We start from the raw sequence: 19,516 nt of genomic DNA, 5'->3' as shown, positions 1-19,516 counted from the left end.
TTAATGAATAACATTGAAGATATTTATTCCCTTTCTCCAATGCAACAAGGTATGCTCTTTCATACCCTTTATTCCCCAGAGTCTGAGTTGTATTTTGAGCAGCTAGTTTGTACCTTAAAAGGACAATTGAATCTTTCATTTTTTCAAGAGGCTTGGCAAGAAATTGTTGCTAAACATCCTGTATTAAGAACTTCTTTTCATTGGGAAGAAATTGAAAAGCCTCTGCAAATAGTCAGCCAGAAGGTAGAGTTATCATGGATGATTTATGACTGGAAACATTGGAATAATTTACAACAAAAAGAAGCATTAGAGTCATTTCTGAAAAGCGATCGAGCTTCAGGAATTGAACTTGATCAAGCACCTTTAATGCGTTTTACTTTAATACAGTTAGAAACCGACAGTTATCAATTTATTTGGAGTCATCATCATATTCTATTTGATGGTTGGTCAATGCAGATCATTCTTCAAGAGGTTTTTGACTTATATGAAAGTTATAATCGAGGTGAATCTTTACAATTAAAATTCTGTCATCCCTATCGAGAATATATTAGTTGGTTACAGCAACAAGATAGTTCTCAAGCTAAGAAATTTTGGCAACAAAGACTCAAAGGGTTTGAAGCACCGATACCTCTGGTTGTTGATAAATTGGTTGAGAATCAACCCCAACAAGAAACTTATCAAGAAATCCCTTTTAAGTTATCTTTTGAGATTACAAATCAATTACAATCATTGGCACAAAAACATCATTTAACCCTTAATAATTTAGTACAAGGAGCTTGGGGTTTACTGCTTTCTCGTTATAGTGGAGAAACGGATATTGTTTTTGGCGCAACGGTATCTGGACGCACGAGTGAGTTACCAAACATTGATACAATGGTTGGGCTATTTATCAATACTTTACCAGTGCGATTACAAATTTCTGGGAAAGAGAAATTAATTCCTTGGTTAAAAACATTACAAAGTCAGCAATTTGAACAAGAACCCTATGCTTATTATTCCTTGGCTGATATTCAGAAAAATAGTGATATTCCGCCGAAAATGTCTTTATTTGAAAGTATTTTGGTATTTGAAAATTATCCACTAGATTCCTCGAAAAATGCTTCGGAAAAAACCTTGGAAATTACTGATATTCGGTGTTTAGAAAGAACAAACTATCCTTTGACAGTTGTGATTATTCCTAATGTAGAATTATCAGGAAGAATTGTCTATGATACCCGTCGCTTCGCAGCAGAAACCATTGAGCGTATGATTGGACATTTGCAAACCTTATTAGCAGGAATGGCGAATCATCCAGAACTATCTCTCTCTGAATTTTCATTATTAACTAAAGCAGAAGAAGAACAATTAATATTGGCAGAAAATCAAAATGATTCTCTGATCAAAAATATTGACTATCAATGTATTCATCGGTTATTTGAGAAACAGGTAGAAAAGACTCCTAATGCGATCGCGCTCGTTTATAAAAATGAACAATTAACCTATCAAGAATTAAACCAAAGAGCTAATCAATTAGCCCATTATTTACAATTTTTAGGCATAAAATTAGAGGATAAAGTAGGGGTTTGTATTGAAAGATCGCCTTTAATGGTAGTTGCAATTTTAGGGATTCTTAAAGCAGGAGGAGCCTATGTTCCTTTAGATGTTACTTATCCAGTAGAAAGATTAACTTTCATGCTCGAAGATGTAAAATGCCCTATACTTTTGACTCAAACTCATTTATCTAATCAATTACCAGTTGATCATATTAAGCAGGTCATTAATATCGAGTCAGAATGGGAAAATATTAGTCAATATTCCTCTGAAAATTTATCAACTCAAGTTACTCCCGATAACTTAGCTTATATTATTTATACGTCAGGTTCAACGGGAACCCCAAAAGGAACAGAAGTCCCTCATCATAGCTTCATCGGTTTTATGTTTGGGGTTGATTATATTAAGCTTGATGCTGACAATATTTGGCTACAACATTCTTCAATTTCTTGGGATGCTTTAACTTTAGAATTGTGGCCACCATTGCTTTATGGGGGGCGTTGTGTGCTTTTCCCAGACAATGTTCCCACTCCTGAAAACTTGAGTAAAATTATCAAAGAAGAAGGGGTGAATATTCTCTGGCTGACTTGTGCTTTATTTAACCTAATTATTGATACAATTCCAGAAGCTTTATTAGAAGTTAAACAACTGATCATAGGAGGAGAAACTTTGTCTGTTTCTCATGTTCGTCGTGCTTTAGATTTATTACCACAAACACAAATTGTTAATGGTTATGGCCCTTCAGAATGTACCGTATTTACCGCTTGTTATGTGATTCCCAAACAACTCGATCAAAATGTCAACTCAATTCCCATTGGTAAACCTATTGGAGATAGAAGAGTTTACTTACTTGATCATAATTTACAACGGGTTCCGATCGGGGTTCCTGGGGAAGTTTACATAGGCGGAAAAAGTGTTGCTAGAGGTTATTTGAATCAGCCAATTTTAACCCATGAAAAATTTATTGATAATCCTTTTTTAACTGGGGATACACTTTATAAAACAGGAGATTTAGTACGTCGTCTCACCGATGGAAATCTGGAATTTTTGGGGCGCATTGATAATCAGGTAAAAATACGCGGTTTCCGCGTTGAACTAGGGGAAATTGAAACGGTTTTAACTAATTATTCTGAAATACGTCAAGCAATTGTTACAATAAGAGAAGATGTTCCTGGAAATAAATCTTTAGTTGCTTATCTCGTCCCCCAGAATGATCAATTAACGGCTGGTGATGTCAGAAATTTTCTGAGTCAAAAGTTGCCTAGTTATATGATTCCCAATGCTTTTGTTTTTTTAGACAAATTTCCTCTCACTCCTAATGGTAAAATTAATCGTCTTGGTTTACCTGCTGCCAATATTTCTCAACAGAATTTCGGAGTTGAATTTGTTGCTCCTCGGACTCCTACAGAACGGGAATTAGTAACAATTTGGACTGAAGTTCTACAGTTGACAAAAGTAGGGATATATGATAATTTCTTTGAGTTAGGAGGTCATTCTTTACTAGCAACCCAACTGATTTCTCGATTAAAAGAAACCTTTGAAATTGAGTTTCCTTTCCGCTACTTGTTTGAAAATCCTACCATTAGCCAACTAGCAGAGAAAGTTGTTAACCAACAGATTGAACAAGTAAAGGGTGATGAGTTGGCGCAAATCTTAGGGGAGATTGACGAGTTATCTGAAGATGAAGCGGCACAACAATTAATTTTGTGATTTTCAAGTCAACTACCGTTATATTATAAAAGCAGGTAAAAATGAGGAATACAAAATGTGGCTACTAAAAATCGGCTCTCTTGGATCAATAGTGTCGATGGTCAAATTTGCTACTTTTGGGCGCAGCCCTTGCGCGCCTACGATTCTCCAAAAACCTTATGTAGCGACGAATTGCGTTCACTCATACTAGATAAGATAAATTTATAAACCTAATTCCCAGAGAACCTACAAATCCTATGAGTGATCTGCTAAAACTTTTAGAAAATCTTTCTCCTGAAAAACGAGAATTAGTGCTGCAAAAGCTGAAGCAGCAGCAATCAAAAACGGGTAATAATCAAAAGAAACAAAAATTATCATTGATTCCTGTATCAAGAGAAGAAGATATCCCTCTATCTTTTGCTCAAACGAGACTCTGGTTTTTAGCTCAATTTGATCAAGAAAATTCTCCTTATCATGTGCCTATTTTTTGGCAAATTAAGGGAAGTCTTAATTTAAAAGCACTAGAGCAAGCGATCACAGAAATTATTAACCGTCATGAAATATTACGAACGACTTTTTCTGTGGTTAATGAGTCTCCTGTACAGGTTATTAATCCTCCTTATCAGTTAAGCATCCTAGTAATTAATTTAGAAGGAGAGACAGAAAATATTAAATTAGAGAAGGCGCGACAATTAGCAACCGAAGAACTGCAAACCCCTTTTGACTTATCAACAAGTCCTTTATTACGGGTAAAATTACTCAAAATTAACCCTCAATTTCACGTTTTATTATTGGTTATTCATCACATTATTTTTGATGGTTGGTCAGTTGATTTATTCCGTCAAGAATTATCTACTCTTTATCGCTCTTTTTGCCTGAATGAACCGGCTTCTTTGCCAAAGTTAGCTCTTCAATACGCTGATTTTGCCCATTGGCAGCGACAATGGTTACAGGGAGAAATACTAGAAACCCAACTCAATTATTGGCGGCAACAGTTAAAAAATGCTCCCCCTCTCTTAGAATTTCCCGTTGATAAACCCCGTCCCTCTGTACAAACCTATGAGGGTTCTAGTCAATCTATACATCTCAATCTGACTTTAACACAGCAATTGAAGGGATTAAGTCAAACATCAGGGACAACTCTGTTTATGACCCTTCTAACTGCCTTTACCGTGCTACTTTATCGCTATAGTGGACAGGAAGATATTGTCATTGGAACGGTGATCGCTAATCGAAACCGTCAAGAGTTAGAGCCGTTAATGGGCTTTTTTGTGAACACTTTAGCCTTGCGAACTAATTTACAAGGACATCTTACTTTTTTGGAATTGTTGCAACAGGTTAAGGATAAAACCCTAGCATCTTATGATCATCAAGACTTACCCTTTGAGAAATTAATTGATGAATTACAAATTGAGCGATCACTGAGTAATCATCCCTTATTTCAAGTGTTTTTTACCTTACAAAATGAATCTCAAGAGACCTTAGAATTACCAGGGTTAACCATCAGTAATTTTGATTGGGAAAACAAAACAACTTTATTTGATTTGGGGTTAATTTGTCGGGAAACTCCCCAGGGGTTAATCGCAGAATTAGAATATCGGACAGATCTATTTGAAGCCAAGACCATTCAAGGGATAGCAAAACATTTAGAGGTCTTATTACAGGGAATTGTTGATAATCCTCAACAATCAATTAATACTTTACCTTTGCTGACGGAATCTAACAAAAAACAACTAGAAATTTGGAATCAAACGGATAGTCACTATTGTCAAGATCAGACTTTAGTTGATTTATTTGAAGAACAAGTAAATAAAACCCCTGACCAGATAGCATTAGTCTTTGAACAGACAAGTTTAACTTACCAAGAACTAAATCAAAAAGCCAATCAGTTAGCTCATTATCTACAGGAAAACTATCCGATTGAACCAGATAGCTTAATTGGGATTTGTACCGAACGTTCCTTAGAAATGGTTATCGGTTTATTAGGGGTTTTAAAAGCGGGGGCTGCTTATGTTCCGATTGACTCCGATTATCCAGAAGATAGAATTAAATTTATTTTAGAAAACAGTAAAATTTCACTCTTATTAACCCAGAGTTTTCTTCAAGATAAATTATCCCTATCTCACTTAAAATCTTTAAGTCGGTTTATTGATTTAGATCGGTTTGATTATGACTTATTTCCTAGCTATAACTTAACAATTCAAATTAAGCCTAATGACCTAGCCTATGTGATTTATACTTCAGGTTCAACAGGGCAACCTAAGGGGGTAATGATTGAACACAAATCAATTGTTAATTTCACCTTAAGTTTTGGCAAACTGTTCGACGTTAAACCGCAAAGTCGTTTACTTCAATTTGGGTCTTTTAGTTTTGATTTATCCATTGGTGAAATCGCCACGAGTCTCAGTCATGGTGCTTGTTTATACTTAGCAAAAAAAGAAACATTACTACCGACTCAAACCTTAGTAAACTTTCTAGAAACGAACCAAATAACCCATACTTGTTTACCTCCTTCAGTCTTGTCTGTTTTACCCCAAGCCAAATTGTCCCATTTAGAAAATATAGCTGTCGGGGGGGAAGCTTGTTCGGCTGAAGTGATAGAAAAATGGGCAAATCAAAGGCAGTTTTTTAACTGCTACGGGCCGACAGAAACGACAGTAGTAGCGACACTTTCTCTTTGTCAAGCAAATGGTCAAAAACCCAATATTGGTAAACCATTGGATAATGTTTGCGCCTATATTCTAGATGGGAACCAGCAAATCTTACCCCCCGGAATACCAGGAGAATTATGTATTGCAGGAGTCTGTTTAGCGAGGGGGTATTGGAATCGTCCCGACTTAACAGCTGAAAAATTTATTGAAGTTAACCTATTAGGAAAAACTGAACGAATTTATAAAACTGGGGATTTAGCAAAATGGGGAGATGACGGAAATCTGGAATTTTTGGGACGTATTGACCAGCAAGTAAAACTGCGAGGATTTCGCATTGAATTAGGGGAAATTGAAGCAGTTTTGTTGGAGCATCCTGTTGTTAAAGAAGCTGTTGTTAACCTATATGAAACAGAAAATAATCAGCAATTAGTGGCTTATATTATCCCGCAAGAAAAACAGCGTGATGTTAGGGATGAATTGAAAAGCTTACTGAAAAGCCGTTTGCCCAATTACATGATTCCAAGTCAGATTATGATCTTGGAAACTCTTCCCCTAACCCCTAATGGAAAATTAGATAAAAAAGCCCTACCGATCCCTGATTTAAAAATATTTACCGATGGCGAAATGCCCGTTACTCCCACAGAAGAATTATTAGCAAGTCTATGGCAAGACCTCTTGCAAATCAAGTCTGTGGGTCGTCGGGATAACTTCTTTGAATTGGGGGGACATTCCCTATTAGCTACCCAATTAGTCACCCGTATTCGTAACATTTTTGGGGTAGAATTAGCCGTTCGCAAAATATTTGAGCAGAGTGTTTTAGCTGAGTTAGCAACAGCAATTGAACAGGAAAATAAAGCTATCTCCTTACCGCCTCTCACCCCCCAGCCGCCCCAGGAACCGAAAGTGCTATCCTTTGCTCAATCAAGACTTTGGTTTATGGCCCAACTAGAAGGAGACGGGACTTCACTGACCTACAATATGCCCACCGCGCTACAACTTGAGGGTAACTTGAATCTAGCAGCATTGCGTAACAGTTTTGAGTATCTTCTCTCACGTCATACCATTCTGCGTACCTCCTTCCCCCTCCAATCGGGAGAGCCGCAAATTCTTGTCCATAATGCGAAGGAAATCAATGTACTTGAAATTCTTGACTTACAAGAACTTGATTCCCAATCTCAAGCCCAAACGGTACAAGAACTGATTGATAGTGATGCTCAATATGCCTTTGATTTAAGCAAAGGCCCCCTATTTAAAGCCAAATTACTGCAATTAAATCCAGAGAAAAATGTCTTACTCTTGAATATGCACCATATTATCAGTGATGGCTGGTCAATGGGTGTTTTCAAAAACGAGTGGGAAAAAGCTTATGATGCCTTTAACGCTGGAAATACACCGAATTTAGCCCCCTTGCCGATCCAATATAGTGATTATGCTGTTTGGCAGCGTCATTGGTTAATTGGGGAAGTCTTGGAAAATCAAGAAAATTATTGGAAAAAACAACTAAAAGATGCTCCCAAATTGTTAGATTTGCCCACAGATTATCCTCGTCCAGCAAAGCCAAGTTATCAAGGGGGAAGAGAAGATTTTAAATTAAGTCAAGGACTCACTGAAAAATTAAAAAACTTGAGTCAAAAACAGGGGGTTAGCTTATTTATGACCCTGTTTACTGCTTTTAGTATTTTACTGTCTCGTTACAGTCGTCAAGAAGATTTATGTATTGGAACTGCTATTGCCAATCGCACCCATAGTTATACAGAAAAATCTCTCGGTTTTTTCGTCAATACTTTGATTTTGCGTAGTCAAGTTAAATCTGAACAAAGCTTTAGTGAGTTACTACAAAAAAGCCGTCAAATTTGTTTAGATGCTTATGGTAATCAAGATATTCCTTTTGAGTATTTGGTTGAAAAATTACAACCAGAACGCACATTAAGCTATAACCCTTTATATCAAGTAGTTATTGTGTTACAAAATACTGAAAGATCAGGAAAAAGTGTGAATTTAACAGGACTTAAAATTGAATATCTGGAACAAACTTATCCTTTTTCCAAAGTCGATTTACTATTAGATTTAACAGAAAGAGATGGTCAGCTAGATTGTATGTGGGAATATGCCACCGATCTCTTTAAAACAAGCACTATTAAAAGAATGGCAGAGCAGTTTGAACTGTTACTCGAGGGAATTGTTAGCAATCCCCAACAGCCCATTAATACCTTACCTTTACTGACAGAAATTAATCGGCAAGAATTACAATTCTGGAATCAAACAGAGACTGATTATCGCCAAGACAAAAACTTAGTAAATTTATTTGAGGAACAAGTCAAGGAAAATCCTAATAGTTTAGCTTTAGTCTTTGAAAAACAAAGTTTAACCTATCAACAACTAAATGAAAAAGCTAATCAATTAGCTCATTGTTTACTGCAACATTACTCAATTAAATCAGACACTTTAATTAGTATCTGCGTTGAACGTTCTTTAGAAATGATTATTGGAATGTTGGGTATTCTTAAAACAGGTTCTGCTTATGTACCCATTGATCCCAATTATCCCAGTGATCGTATTTGTTTAATCTTAGAAGATTGTCAAGCAACAGTTTTATTAACCCAGAGTAACCTTCAAGATAAATTGCCTTTAGCTCAGGAACTTCAATCTAAGCAAGTTTGGTGTTTAGATGAAGATAAATTTGCCCAATACCCTATTACTAATCCCACTGTTGAAAATAAGCCAACTGATTTAGCTTATGTGATTTATACTTCGGGTTCAACAGGACAACCAAAAGGGGTGATGATTGAACATCAATCAATTGTTAATCTGAGCTTAAATTGGGGCAAACTGTTTGACGTTAAACCGCAAAGTCGTTTACTTCAATTTGGGTCTTTTAGTTTTGATTTATCCATTGGTGAGATTGCCACGAGTCTCATTCATGGTGCTTGTTTATACTTAGCCAAAAAAGAAACATTACTACCTACTCAAACCTTAGTAGAATTTCTGGAAACGAACAAAATAACTCATAGCTTTTTATCTCCTTCAGCCTTATCAGTTTTACCTAAAGCTAACTTATCCTATTTAGAAAATATAACTGTAGGAGGGGAAATTTGCCCTGCTGAAGTGGTAGAAAAATGGGCAAATCAAAAACGCTTATTCAACTGCTACGGCCCTACGGAAGCGACGGTAACAGCTACACTTTCTCTTTGTCAAGCAAATGGTCAAAAACCCAATATTGGTAAACCATTGGATAATATTCAGGTCTATATTCTAGATGAAAATCAGCAAATTTTACCCCCAGGAATACCTGGAGAATTATGTATTGCAGGAGTCTGTTTAGCAAGGGGGTATTGGAATCGTCCTGACTTAACATCAGAGAAATTTATTGAAGTCAACCTCTTGGGAAAAACTGAACGAATTTATAAAACAGGAGACTTAGCCAAATGGCGAACTGATGGAAATCTGGAATTTTTAGGACGCATTGACCAACAAGTAAAACTGCGAGGTTTTCGCATTGAATTAGGGGAAATTGAAACGGCCTTAGCCCAACATCCTAACATCAAAGAATCTGTGGTAATTTTGCGAGAAGATCTAGGTTTTGACCCCCGTTTAGTCGCCTATATTGTTCCCAGTGAAACAGGAAAAGATTCAGAAGTAAAACAACTGGTAGAACAACAAGTAGAACTGTGGCAGAGTATTTTCGATGATGGCTACTATCAGCAAGATACCGAAATTGATGACCCCACACTTAATTTTACTGGTTGGAATGATAGCTACACAGGACACCCCTATGCTAAGACAGAGATGGAAGAATGGCGGGACAAAACTGTTGAACTAATTCTTGAATTAGCCCCTAAACGAGTTTGGGAAATTGGTTGTGGGACAGGGATGTTATTATTTAAAATTGCGCCCTATTGTCAAACTTTTATCGGGACAGATTTTTCCACCAAAGCTTTACAGTATGTTCAGGAAAATTTAAGATTACAAAATCTAGACAAAAAGGTTACATTAAAACAGAGTGCAGCTAACCAGTTTGAGGGAATTGCCCCCCAAAGTTATGACTTAGTTATTCTCAATTCTGTGATACAATATTTCCCTTCAGTTGATTACTTATTGGGTGTTTTAGATGGGGTAATCAACTCTATAGAGACTGGGGGGAAAATCTTAATTGGGGATGTGAGAAACTTTAAACTTTTAGATGCTTTCCATACAGCCGTTGAATTCTATCGCGCAGATGATGACCTATCCATTAAAGAATTACGTCAACGAATTAGAAACAGTCTGAGGACAGAAGAAGAATTACTGGTTGATCCAAATTTCTTTATTGCTCTAAAACAAAAATATCCTCGAATTAGTCAAGTCCAAATCGAATTAAAACGAGGTTATAACCAAACAGAAATGAATCGTTTTCGTTACGATGTTGTTCTATATTTAGATCAACCTCAGATTCAACCATTAGTTACAGAATGGCAATGGTTAAATTGGGAAGTGGAACAACTCAGCTTAGAAAAGATTCAACGTATTTTAGACACTCAAAAACCTGATTTGTTAGGGATTCAAAATATTCCCAGTATTCGTCTGATCCCAGAAATGGTATTATTGGAAAAAATTCCTGAGTTTGAGGGAACGGTTAAACAATTAAAAGCCATTTTAAGCTCGATGGAAACTGTTATCAACCCTGAAGCATTACGAACCTTAACGAAGGACTTACCCTATACTCCATTTATTCAATATAGCGATCGCGAATTTTCCACTTATCAAGTTATTTTTCAACGCAATACAAACTATCCTTTTAGTCAGCCTCGTTTTGCTTTAAAACAGACCTTAAAGTCTCTATCTTGGCAGGATTATGCCAATCAACCGTTAACTGTTAATCCTAATTCTACTGATCCAGTTTTAAGCAACCAGTGGCGAGACTTTCTGGGGCAAACTCTCCCTGATTATATGATTCCTAGTCATTTTATTCAACAGTCGAAATTACCCCTAACTCCCAATGGAAAAATAGACCGCAAAGCCTTACCCGCACCCGAAGCATTCATTGTTTCAACGGATATTGAATTACCTCAAACAACCACAGAAGTTATCCTGTCCGCTATTTGGTCAAAATTGCTTAAATATGAAGGAATTTCTCGACAAGATAATTTCTTTTACTTAGGAGGACATTCTTTATTAGCAACTCAGTTAATTAGCCGTATTCGGGAGCAACTTAACATCAAATTGTCTGTAAGTAAACTATTTGAATATCCTGTTCTCAAGGAATTAGCAAGCTATCTTGATACTTGTTTATGGGTTAATGCTCCAGAAGATTCTCAATCCTTAGATTTAGATGAAGAGGAAATCGAACTATGAATAACGATCAACAAATTATCAACTTAATGGAACAGCTACGGCAACTTGGATGTCGAATTTCTGCCGATGGCGATAAGCTACGCATTCGCAAGACAAAAAATGACGTTTCTGCTGAATTAATCCAACAAATAAAAATTAATAAAACAGAAATTCTAGCTTTTTTAAATACAGCTAAAGACCAAGCTGTTACCGCTCAAAAAGATATTCCTAAGCTACCTGAAAATGCGTTAAAACAGCTTTCTTTTGCTCAACAAAGGCTTTGGTTTTTAGGGCAAATGGAAAACTCTAATGCCACCTATAATATGCCCATGTGTTTACAATTAGAGGGAAAGCTTAATGTTAATGCTCTCTCTGATAGTTTAGCCTATGTCATCAATCGCCATGAAAGTTTGCGAATGTATTTTCCAACTGTGGAAGGGCAACCCCAAATTCGGATTGAAAAGATAGAAAATTTTAATGTTTTGAGCATACAAGATTTAAGCAGTCTTGATCAACTAACTCAGTCTATAACGGTTGAAAAATTAATCAATAATCATGGGCAAGAACCGTTTAATCTCAACACTGGCCCTTTATTTAAAGCTAAATTACTCCAATTAAAAGATAACCAATTTATTTTGCTGCTAAATATGCACCATATCAGCAGTGATGGCTGGTCAATGGGCATCTTTATTCGTGAATTATGCCACGCTTATCTTGCCTTTTCCCAAGGACAAAAACCAAGCCTTGAACCCTTACCAATTCAATATAGTGACTTTGCAACTTGGCAACGAAATTGGTTGCAGGGAGAAGTATTAGAAACCCAGATTAACTATTGGAAAAAACAACTAAAAGACGCACCCCCACGGTTAGAATTACCCACAGATCATCCCCGTCCCCCAATACAAAGTTACAAAGGCTCTCATTACAGCCATCCCTTAACCCCTGAATTAACTGAGCAATTAAACCGCCTCAGTCAACAGGAAGGGGTAAGTTTATATATGCTTTTATTGGCAGTTTTTAATGTTTTACTCTCTCGTTATAGCCGCCAAAATGACTTATGTATTGGTTCACCCATTGCCAATCGTCCCCATCCTCAAACCGAAGGATTAATCGGTTTTTTCGCTAATACTTTAGTGTTACGAAATCAAATCAAACCAGAACAAAGTTTTCAAGAATTTTTACAGCAAACTCGTCAAACTTGTTTAGAAGCTTATCAGCATCAGGATATTCCTTTTGAGTTTCTTGTTGAACAATTAAAGCCTGTTCGTAGCCTTAGCTATAATCCTATTTTTCAAGTAATATTTGCTTTAGAAAATAATGACAGTCAGGATCTCAATCTGCCAGAATTAAAGATTGAATGGCTAGGCTCAAGTTATCCCTTTGCTAAGTTTGATTTATCCCTTTTAGCTTTAGAAGCTGATGGTCAATTAAATTGTGCCTGGGAATACGCAACTGATCTATTTGAAACCATGACCATTCAAAGAATGGCAGAACATTGGGAAGTTTTGTTACAACAAATTGTTACTAACCCACAGCAAACAATTTCTACCCTACCTTGGCTAACAAAGGCTGACCAAAAGCAATTAGAACTCTGGAATCAAACGAATACAAATTATCCTCAAGACAAAACTTTAATTAGTTTATTTGAAGAACAAGTTAAAAGCTATCCTGACAATATAGCCTTGGTCTTTGAAAAACACAGTTTAACCTATCAAGAACTGAATCAAAAATCTAATCAGTTGGCTCATCATTTACAAGAAAACTATCAGATTAAACCAGATAGCTTAATTGGTATTTGTATAGAGCCTTCGTTAGAAATGATTATCGGTTTATTAGCTATTCTTAAATCGGGAGCTGCTTATGTCCCTATTGATTCAAACTATCCTGAATCACGAATAGATTATATAATTAGTGATAGTAAAATCTCAATTTTATTAACGCAAAGTGTAATTGTTGATAAACTTTTGTCACCTCAGGTCAAGAACCTTGCCCATTTAATTTGCTTAGATAAATTTGATTTTGAACTCAAATCAAAGGATAATTTAACTGTCAAAAATCAGCCGAATAATTTAGCTTATATAATTTATACATCTGGTTCAACGGGTAAACCCAAAGGGGTTGCGGTAAATCATCAAGCTATCAGTCGCTTGGTATTAAAAACTAACTACATACAAATTACTCCTGAAGACAGAGTTGCTCAAGCAGCAAATATTGCTTTTGATGCCGCTACCTTTGAAATTTGGGGCGCATTACTTAATGGAGCAAAGGTCATCATTATTCCTAAATCCATACTGCTTTCACCATCAGAATTTGCTGCTAGTATTCAATCTCAAGAAGTTAGTGTATTATTTTTAACAACAGCTTTATTCAATCAGTTAGCTGCGTTAGTTCCAGAAACATTTAGTTCTCTCCGTTATCTATTATTCGGTGGGGAAGCAGTTGATCCAAAATGGGTACAAGAAGTCTTAGACAAAGGTTCACCACAGAAATTGCTACACGTATATGGGCCAACAGAAAATACAACCTTTTCTTCTTGGTATTTAGTAGAGAAATCACCCGAAACTGCAATAACTATTCCTATTGGAAAACCCATAAGTAACACCAGAATTTATATTTTAGACCAATATCTTCAACCTGTTCCTGTTGGTATTCCAGGAGAATTATGCATTAGCGGAATAGGATTAGCAATCGCTTATTTGAATCGTCCTGACTTAACGGCTGAGAAATTTATTGAAGTTAATTTATTCGGGAAAATAGAACGAATTTACAAAACGGGAGACTTAGCTAAATGGCGCAATGATGGCAATATTGAATTTTTAGGACGCATTGACCAGCAAGTAAAGTTGCGAGGTTTTCGCATCGAATTAGGGGAAATTGAGTCAGTTTTATTAGAACATTCATCTGTTAAAGAAGCAATTGTAAACTTACATAAAACCGAAAATAATCAACAATTAGTGGCTTATGTAACAAATAAACTAATTGGTGATTTTTCTCAACAATTAAAACAACACCTCAAAACCTATTTGCCTGATTATATGATTCCTAGCCAAATTATCAGGTTAGATGAATTTACTTTAACTCCCAATGGCAAAATTGATCGTCAAGCTTTACCGCTTCCTCACCATGAATTTCAAAGTCTATACGAAGCTCCTCGTAACAAAATTGAACAACAATTAACCGAGATTTGGTCTTTAATACTTGAATGTGAGAAAATTAGCATTCATGACAACTTTTTTGATTTAGGCGGCCATTCAATACTAGCGATTAAACTCCTAAATCAGATTCAAAAAAACTTTAACCAGGAACTGTCTTTAACCAGTTTGTTTCAGAATCCCACCATTGCCCAATTAGCACAACAACTGTCTCAAGTTGAGGTACAACCATCCATTTCTGACTTATTGGTATTGCAACCTTCGGGACAAAAAACACCAATATTTTGTGTTGCTGGATCTAATGGACACGCCTTCTATTTTCGAGATTTAGCCATGAATTTTGCCGATGAACATCCTGTTTATGGACTAGAAACACCAGGTAGAGACGGTTCTCATCCTCTCCCGATTTCAGTAGAAGATCATGCCAGTTCCCTCATTGAAACCTTACGACAAAAACAACCGAAAGGGCCTTATATTCTAACAGGCTATTCATCGGGTTGTTCCGTTGCATTAGAAATGGCTTTCCAACTAGAACAACAAGGAGAAACAATCAGTTTATTGGGAATATTTGATGCGGGACTGGTAGCTAATCCTGATTATATTATCCAAAGGAGCGACCTAGATTGGATTTGGAATATGATTGAACGAATTGAAGCTGTTAAAGGGATTTCTTTGGGTCTTAACTATAAACAATTAGCATCCCAATCCGATGATCAAAACCGTTGGGATCTTGCGGCGGAGGCTTTATATCATCACAATGTGTTACCGGAACATTCTACCCTATCTTTGCTCAAAACTAATCTTGAGGTGATGAAACGAGTTACCCTCAATTATGCGACTTATCAACCTAATTTTGTGATTTCTGCCCCTATTGTTTTATTTCGCGCCCAAGATGCTAAAGAAATTGTGGTGCAAGAACATCAAGCCATGTCTCGTTATGAGCAATCCGATTGGGGATGGCAACCTTATAGTAACAAACCTGTGCAGGTAGTTTTAGTACCAGGAAATCATGGACAAATGCTTTACGAACCCAATGTCAAAATTCTGGCTAATCAACTTAAAAAATCTATACAAGAGCATTTTAATCAACCTGAAATTTATGATCTCAGCAATTCCAAATTCAAAAATTGATGCGATACCTCCCTGAACGCTTACATGAGTTGCACTCAAGGACTTTGAAAGAAAATCAAACAGAGTCAGAAATTATTGACAACTATCTCAAAAGTCTGCAATTATTAGAAGATGTCACTCAAATTATGTTTCACTTGGCTCCAGATGATACTATGACAGAGATGTTACCCAAAATAAACTCTAATTCATGGTTAAATGCCTGGGCTATCAGTTTAGATGCGAGTAAATGACAGGCAGATGGACTATTTCCTCCTGAAACCAAGCCGCGTAATTTAGAATTGATTAAACAACCACTACTTAGTAATTATGCAATCACAACGTATTCCTGAGCAAGCGAAAAAAGACTCTAATTCAAAGCTTAATTTTCTGGAATTTTGGAATAAACTGAAAGTAGTTCTTGAAGCCTATTGGTATCCAATAGAAGCAGATGGTAGAGTTTTTTCTGAGGTTATTAAATCCTGGGGAATGTTAACACTTTTGCTATCATTAATCATCGGTTTAGTGGCTGTTAGTGCCTTCAATAGTTTTGTTTTGCGCCAATTAGTTAATGTAATTGATGAAAAAGATTTATCTGGGTTTACTACTAATCTTTCTATTTTAGTTGTTAGCTTTGTGTTGATCACTCTCTTCACTGGACTTTCTAAGTTTGTGAGAGAAAAAATCGCCCTTGACTGGTATGAATGGCTCAATAATTATATATTGCAGAAATATTTTAGCAATCGTGCCTATTATAAAATTAACTTTGACTCAAGCATTGAGAATCCTGATCAACGTCTAACCCAAGAAATTAAGCCCATAGCCAAAACAACCCTCAGTTTTTTTGCAACTTGTGTCGAGAAAATTTTGGAAATGATAGTTTTTTTCGTGATTCTCTGGCAGATTTCCCAAACCATTGGAGTAATTTTGGTTGTTTATACCTCTATCGGTAATTTGATTGCCTTTTATTTAAGCCAAGAGTTTAATAAGATTAATCAAGAAGAACTGGCAGTTGAAGCTAATTATAATTATGCTGTTACCCATGTTCGTAATCATGCTGAATCCATTGCTTTTTTTCAGGGAGAAGATCAAGAATTTAATATTCTTAAAAAACGATTTAGGGCTTTGATTCAAACTGCTTGGCAAAAAATTAATTGGGAAAGAAATAAGAATTTTTTTGACCGAGGCTATCAGTCAATTATTAATGTTTTTCCCTTTTTAATCGTCGCTCCTTTATATATCAGAGATGAAATTGATTTTGGACAGGTAAATCAGGCTAGTTTAGCAGCCAATCTTTTCGCTACAGCTTTAGGTACATTAATCGCTGAATTTGCAACTTCAGGACGACTTTCTAGTTATATTGAGCGTTTAGTAGCTTTTTCAGAAACACTGGAAACGATTACCCAGGAAGTTGAGGGTGTAAGTACCATTAAAAGCATTGAAGAAAACCGTCTTGCTTTTGATCATGTCACCTTACAAACTCCTAACCATGAAAAAGTAATCGTTGAGAATTTGACAATTGAGGTAGAACCAGAACAGGGTTTATTAATTGTTGGACCGAGTGGACGGGGCAAAAGCTCTCTTTTAAGAGCGATCGCTGGTTTATGGAATTCAGGCACTGGACGTTTAATACGACCACCAGGAAAAGAAATCCTATTTTTACCCCAGCGTCCCTATATCATTCTTGGAACATTGCGCGAACAATTACTCTATCCGAATGTAGATCGTCAAGTGAGCGATCAAGAACTTAAAGAAGTTCTACAACAAGTGAATCTTGAAGATGTGCTTACCAGAGTCGGAGGCTTTGATCAAGAAGTCCCCTGGGAAAATATATTATCATTAGGGGAACAACAACGTTTGGCTTTTGCCCGAATATTAGTGACCCATCCTCGTTTTATTATCTTAGATGAATCAACTAGTGCTTTGGACTTGCTTAATGAAAAGAATTTATATCAACAGTTAAAAGAAACAAAAACCACTTTTATTAGTGTGGGACATCGAGAAAGTTTATTTGATTATCATCAAACAGTTCTAGAACTTTTGCCAGATTCGACTTGGAAAATTTCTCCCGTTTCTGGGTGATTAAATATAAAATGTGGGATAGGCATCCTGCTCGTCCAAAGTCTAGAAGCTTGTTCTACTTCTAAGAACTAATTAAGCCCACTTACTTGTCCCAATTTCTTCAAGTTCTTGTCTGGATTAATTCCAAAACTTCCATTAGGTAATTTTAAAAATGAAACATCTGATCAACGAACATATTAGAGCATTAAATGCTCCTAAAGCTGACTTATTGAATCACGACAGAGGCGTTTTTTTGGACAAAAGTGAGTTGCCCTATGGCCCTTCTCCTCTCGTCATCCAAGAAATGATTAAGGCCGCAACGACAGTTAACAGATATCCAGAGATTTTGCATCATTCTCTACGGACTGCAATAGCTAATTATACGAATACTAGAAAAGAACAAATTTTTGTAGGAAATGGCTCAGATGCTATCATTGAATTACTGCTCAAGATTTTTGTCAAATTCGGCGAGAATGTTTTAATTCCGATTCCAACATTTTTTGTTTACCAACACGCAACAAAAATTGTTGGCGGTAATCCAATTTTTGTTAATAGATTAGATGACTTTGGTTTAGAAGTTCCTCGTCTTTTACAGAAAGTCACCCCTGAAGTAAAACTTATTTTTATTGCTAATCCGAATAATCCTACCGCTAATTATGTCTCACGAGAGATTATTCTCAAAATCCTTAATGAAGTGGATTGCATTGTAGTAGTGGATGAATGCTATTATGAATTTTGCCAAGAAACGATAATAGACCTAGTTGATCAATATCCTAATTTAGTCGTTTTGCGTAGTTTCTCAAAAAGTTTTGGTCTGGCTGGGCTTAGGGTAGGTTATAGTATTGCTAATGAAACAATCATTGATTATCTTTATCGAGTTGCTAACCCATTTTCAGTCAATGCGATCGCTCTTGCTGCTGCTGTTGTTGCCTTAAAAGATATAGATTATGTAAATTCCAATATTGAAAAAATATGTCAAGAAAGAGAAATTATGGCACAGAATCTAGCGCAGTTGGGTTGTTTGGTATATCCATCATCCACCAACTTCTTGTTTATTGGAACCCATTCATTGGGGATTTCATCAAAGCAGTTGGTTCAAGCACTTCAGGACAAGCAAATTTTTGTTCAGGATTGTGGTTTGCAAGCTGGTTTAGATGAATATTGTTTTAAAGCTTCGATTGGTACACCTGCGGATAATCAGGTTTTACTTAAAGGTCTGAAGGAAATTCTTCAAATTAGACCTAATTAAACGACAACTTTGGGAGGCAATTGGTAAATGAACGTAACGGAGACATTAACTATGTATCAGTCTATTAATTCTCAAAAGATTACAGGCAATGAAGAATTAATCGTTAATTTATTTGAGGCTATTGATTCTTCTGATTTTAAATTATTAGTCAAGTATTTTCATAAAAATATTATCTATCAACGTCCAGGTTATTACGATTTGATTGGTATTGATAAACTTCTGCATTTTTATCAGTATGACAGAATCATTGCATCTGGTAAACATCTTATTGAACATATTGTTGTCGCAGAGAAGTATGGTTCATGCTGGGGACAGTTTATTGGCATACATAAAAATGGCTCTCAACTGAATGAGGGTTTTGCTGATGTGTACTCTTTTGAAAACAATAAAATTAAAACTCGGCGCAGCTACTTTTTTAGACCAGCAATCTAGCGTTCAGTAGTTAGCTATCAGCCCTCAGCTTTTAGCTTTTGGGGAGCATCTCACTTATGCAATGAGTATTAATACTTATAGCAATCAAAAACTAGAAAATCTTCAACTTGATCACAAAGAGAAATGAGATTATTATAGTTATAACTTACAATTCAGAATATATCTCGATGGGAGGAATAATTCAATGTTATCAGAAAATGAAAAAAGAATTAAAGAGTTATGTCAAGAGTTAGAGCAATGTCTCTATGAGCAATCCCAAATTAAGAAATTTAATAACTTGGGAGAGATAGAGGAGACTGTTAGAGATTTAATGATTCATTATGTTAACCCAGAAA

At 36.0% G+C, this 19,516-nt stretch carries 7 protein-coding genes and 1 pseudogene; all 8 read left to right on the top strand.

Annotation, left to right across the window (positions count from 1 at the left end; all coding sequences use genetic code 11):
• Positions 1–3 precede the first annotated feature (3 nt).
• Positions 4–3,240 (top strand): non-ribosomal peptide synthetase, encoded by a 3,237-nt coding sequence (locus IQ234_RS07270; RefSeq protein ID WP_193956603.1) that lies wholly within the window; start codon positions 4–6, stop codon positions 3,238–3,240.
• A gap of 236 nt (positions 3,241–3,476) precedes the next feature.
• A complete protein-coding gene (locus tag IQ234_RS07265) occupies positions 3,477–11,201 on the top strand; it encodes a non-ribosomal peptide synthetase (RefSeq protein WP_193956602.1) in 7,725 nt (2,574 codons plus the stop codon).
• Entirely contained in the window at positions 11,198–15,463 is a 4,266-nt protein-coding gene (locus IQ234_RS07260) for a non-ribosomal peptide synthetase (RefSeq protein WP_193956601.1), read from the top strand. Before IQ234_RS07265 ends, IQ234_RS07260 begins: the two co-directional genes overlap by 4 nt.
• A gap of 44 nt (positions 15,464–15,507) precedes the next feature.
• Positions 15,508–15,693 carry a hypothetical protein gene (locus tag IQ234_RS21040; RefSeq protein ID WP_228008409.1) on the top strand — a complete coding sequence of 62 codons (186 nt, stop codon included), beginning with the start codon at positions 15,508–15,510 and terminating at the stop codon, positions 15,691–15,693.
• Positions 15,694–15,769: 76 nt separating this feature from the next.
• Positions 15,770–17,521, top strand: a complete 1,752-nt coding sequence (locus tag IQ234_RS07250; protein ID WP_193956600.1) for an ABC transporter ATP-binding protein/permease — start codon at positions 15,770–15,772, stop codon at positions 17,519–17,521.
• A gap of 151 nt (positions 17,522–17,672) precedes the next feature.
• On the top strand, positions 17,673–18,749 hold the full coding sequence (gene hisC, locus IQ234_RS07245; protein ID WP_193956599.1) for a histidinol-phosphate transaminase: 1,077 nt from the start codon (positions 17,673–17,675) through the stop codon (positions 18,747–18,749).
• 51 nt (positions 18,750–18,800) lie between these two features.
• Positions 18,801–19,181, top strand: coding sequence for a nuclear transport factor 2 family protein (locus tag IQ234_RS07240; RefSeq protein ID WP_228008408.1), 381 nt, complete (start codon positions 18,801–18,803; stop codon positions 19,179–19,181).
• A 184-nt stretch (positions 19,182–19,365) separates the two neighbouring features.
• Positions 19,366–19,516 (top strand): annotated as a pseudogene (locus IQ234_RS07235) (ISKra4 family transposase); the annotation flags it as partial.

Source organism: Microcystis aeruginosa LEGE 91341, assembly GCF_015206885.1.
In the GTDB taxonomy this organism is placed as follows: domain Bacteria; phylum Cyanobacteriota; class Cyanobacteriia; order Cyanobacteriales; family Microcystaceae; genus Microcystis; species Microcystis aeruginosa_H.
The sequence above is the reverse complement of the archived record's forward strand: the minus strand, read 5'-3'. Positions and strand labels throughout refer to the sequence as shown.

Bases quoted from the DNA above. Each gene is read 5' to 3' on its own strand.
- IQ234_RS07270 (WP_193956603.1), top strand. From the start codon at position 4: ATGAATAACATTGAAGATATTTATTCCCTTTCTCCAATGCAACAAGGT.
- IQ234_RS07265 (WP_193956602.1), top strand. From the start codon at position 3,477: ATGAGTGATCTGCTAAAACTTTTAGAAAATCTTTCTCCTGAAAAACGA.
- IQ234_RS07260 (WP_193956601.1), top strand. From the start codon at position 11,198: ATGAATAACGATCAACAAATTATCAACTTAATGGAACAGCTACGGCAA.
- IQ234_RS07250 (WP_193956600.1), top strand. From the start codon at position 15,770: ATGCAATCACAACGTATTCCTGAGCAAGCGAAAAAAGACTCTAATTCA.
- hisC (WP_193956599.1), top strand. From the start codon at position 17,673: ATGAAACATCTGATCAACGAACATATTAGAGCATTAAATGCTCCTAAA.
- IQ234_RS07240 (WP_228008408.1), top strand. From the start codon at position 18,801: ATGTATCAGTCTATTAATTCTCAAAAGATTACAGGCAATGAAGAATTA.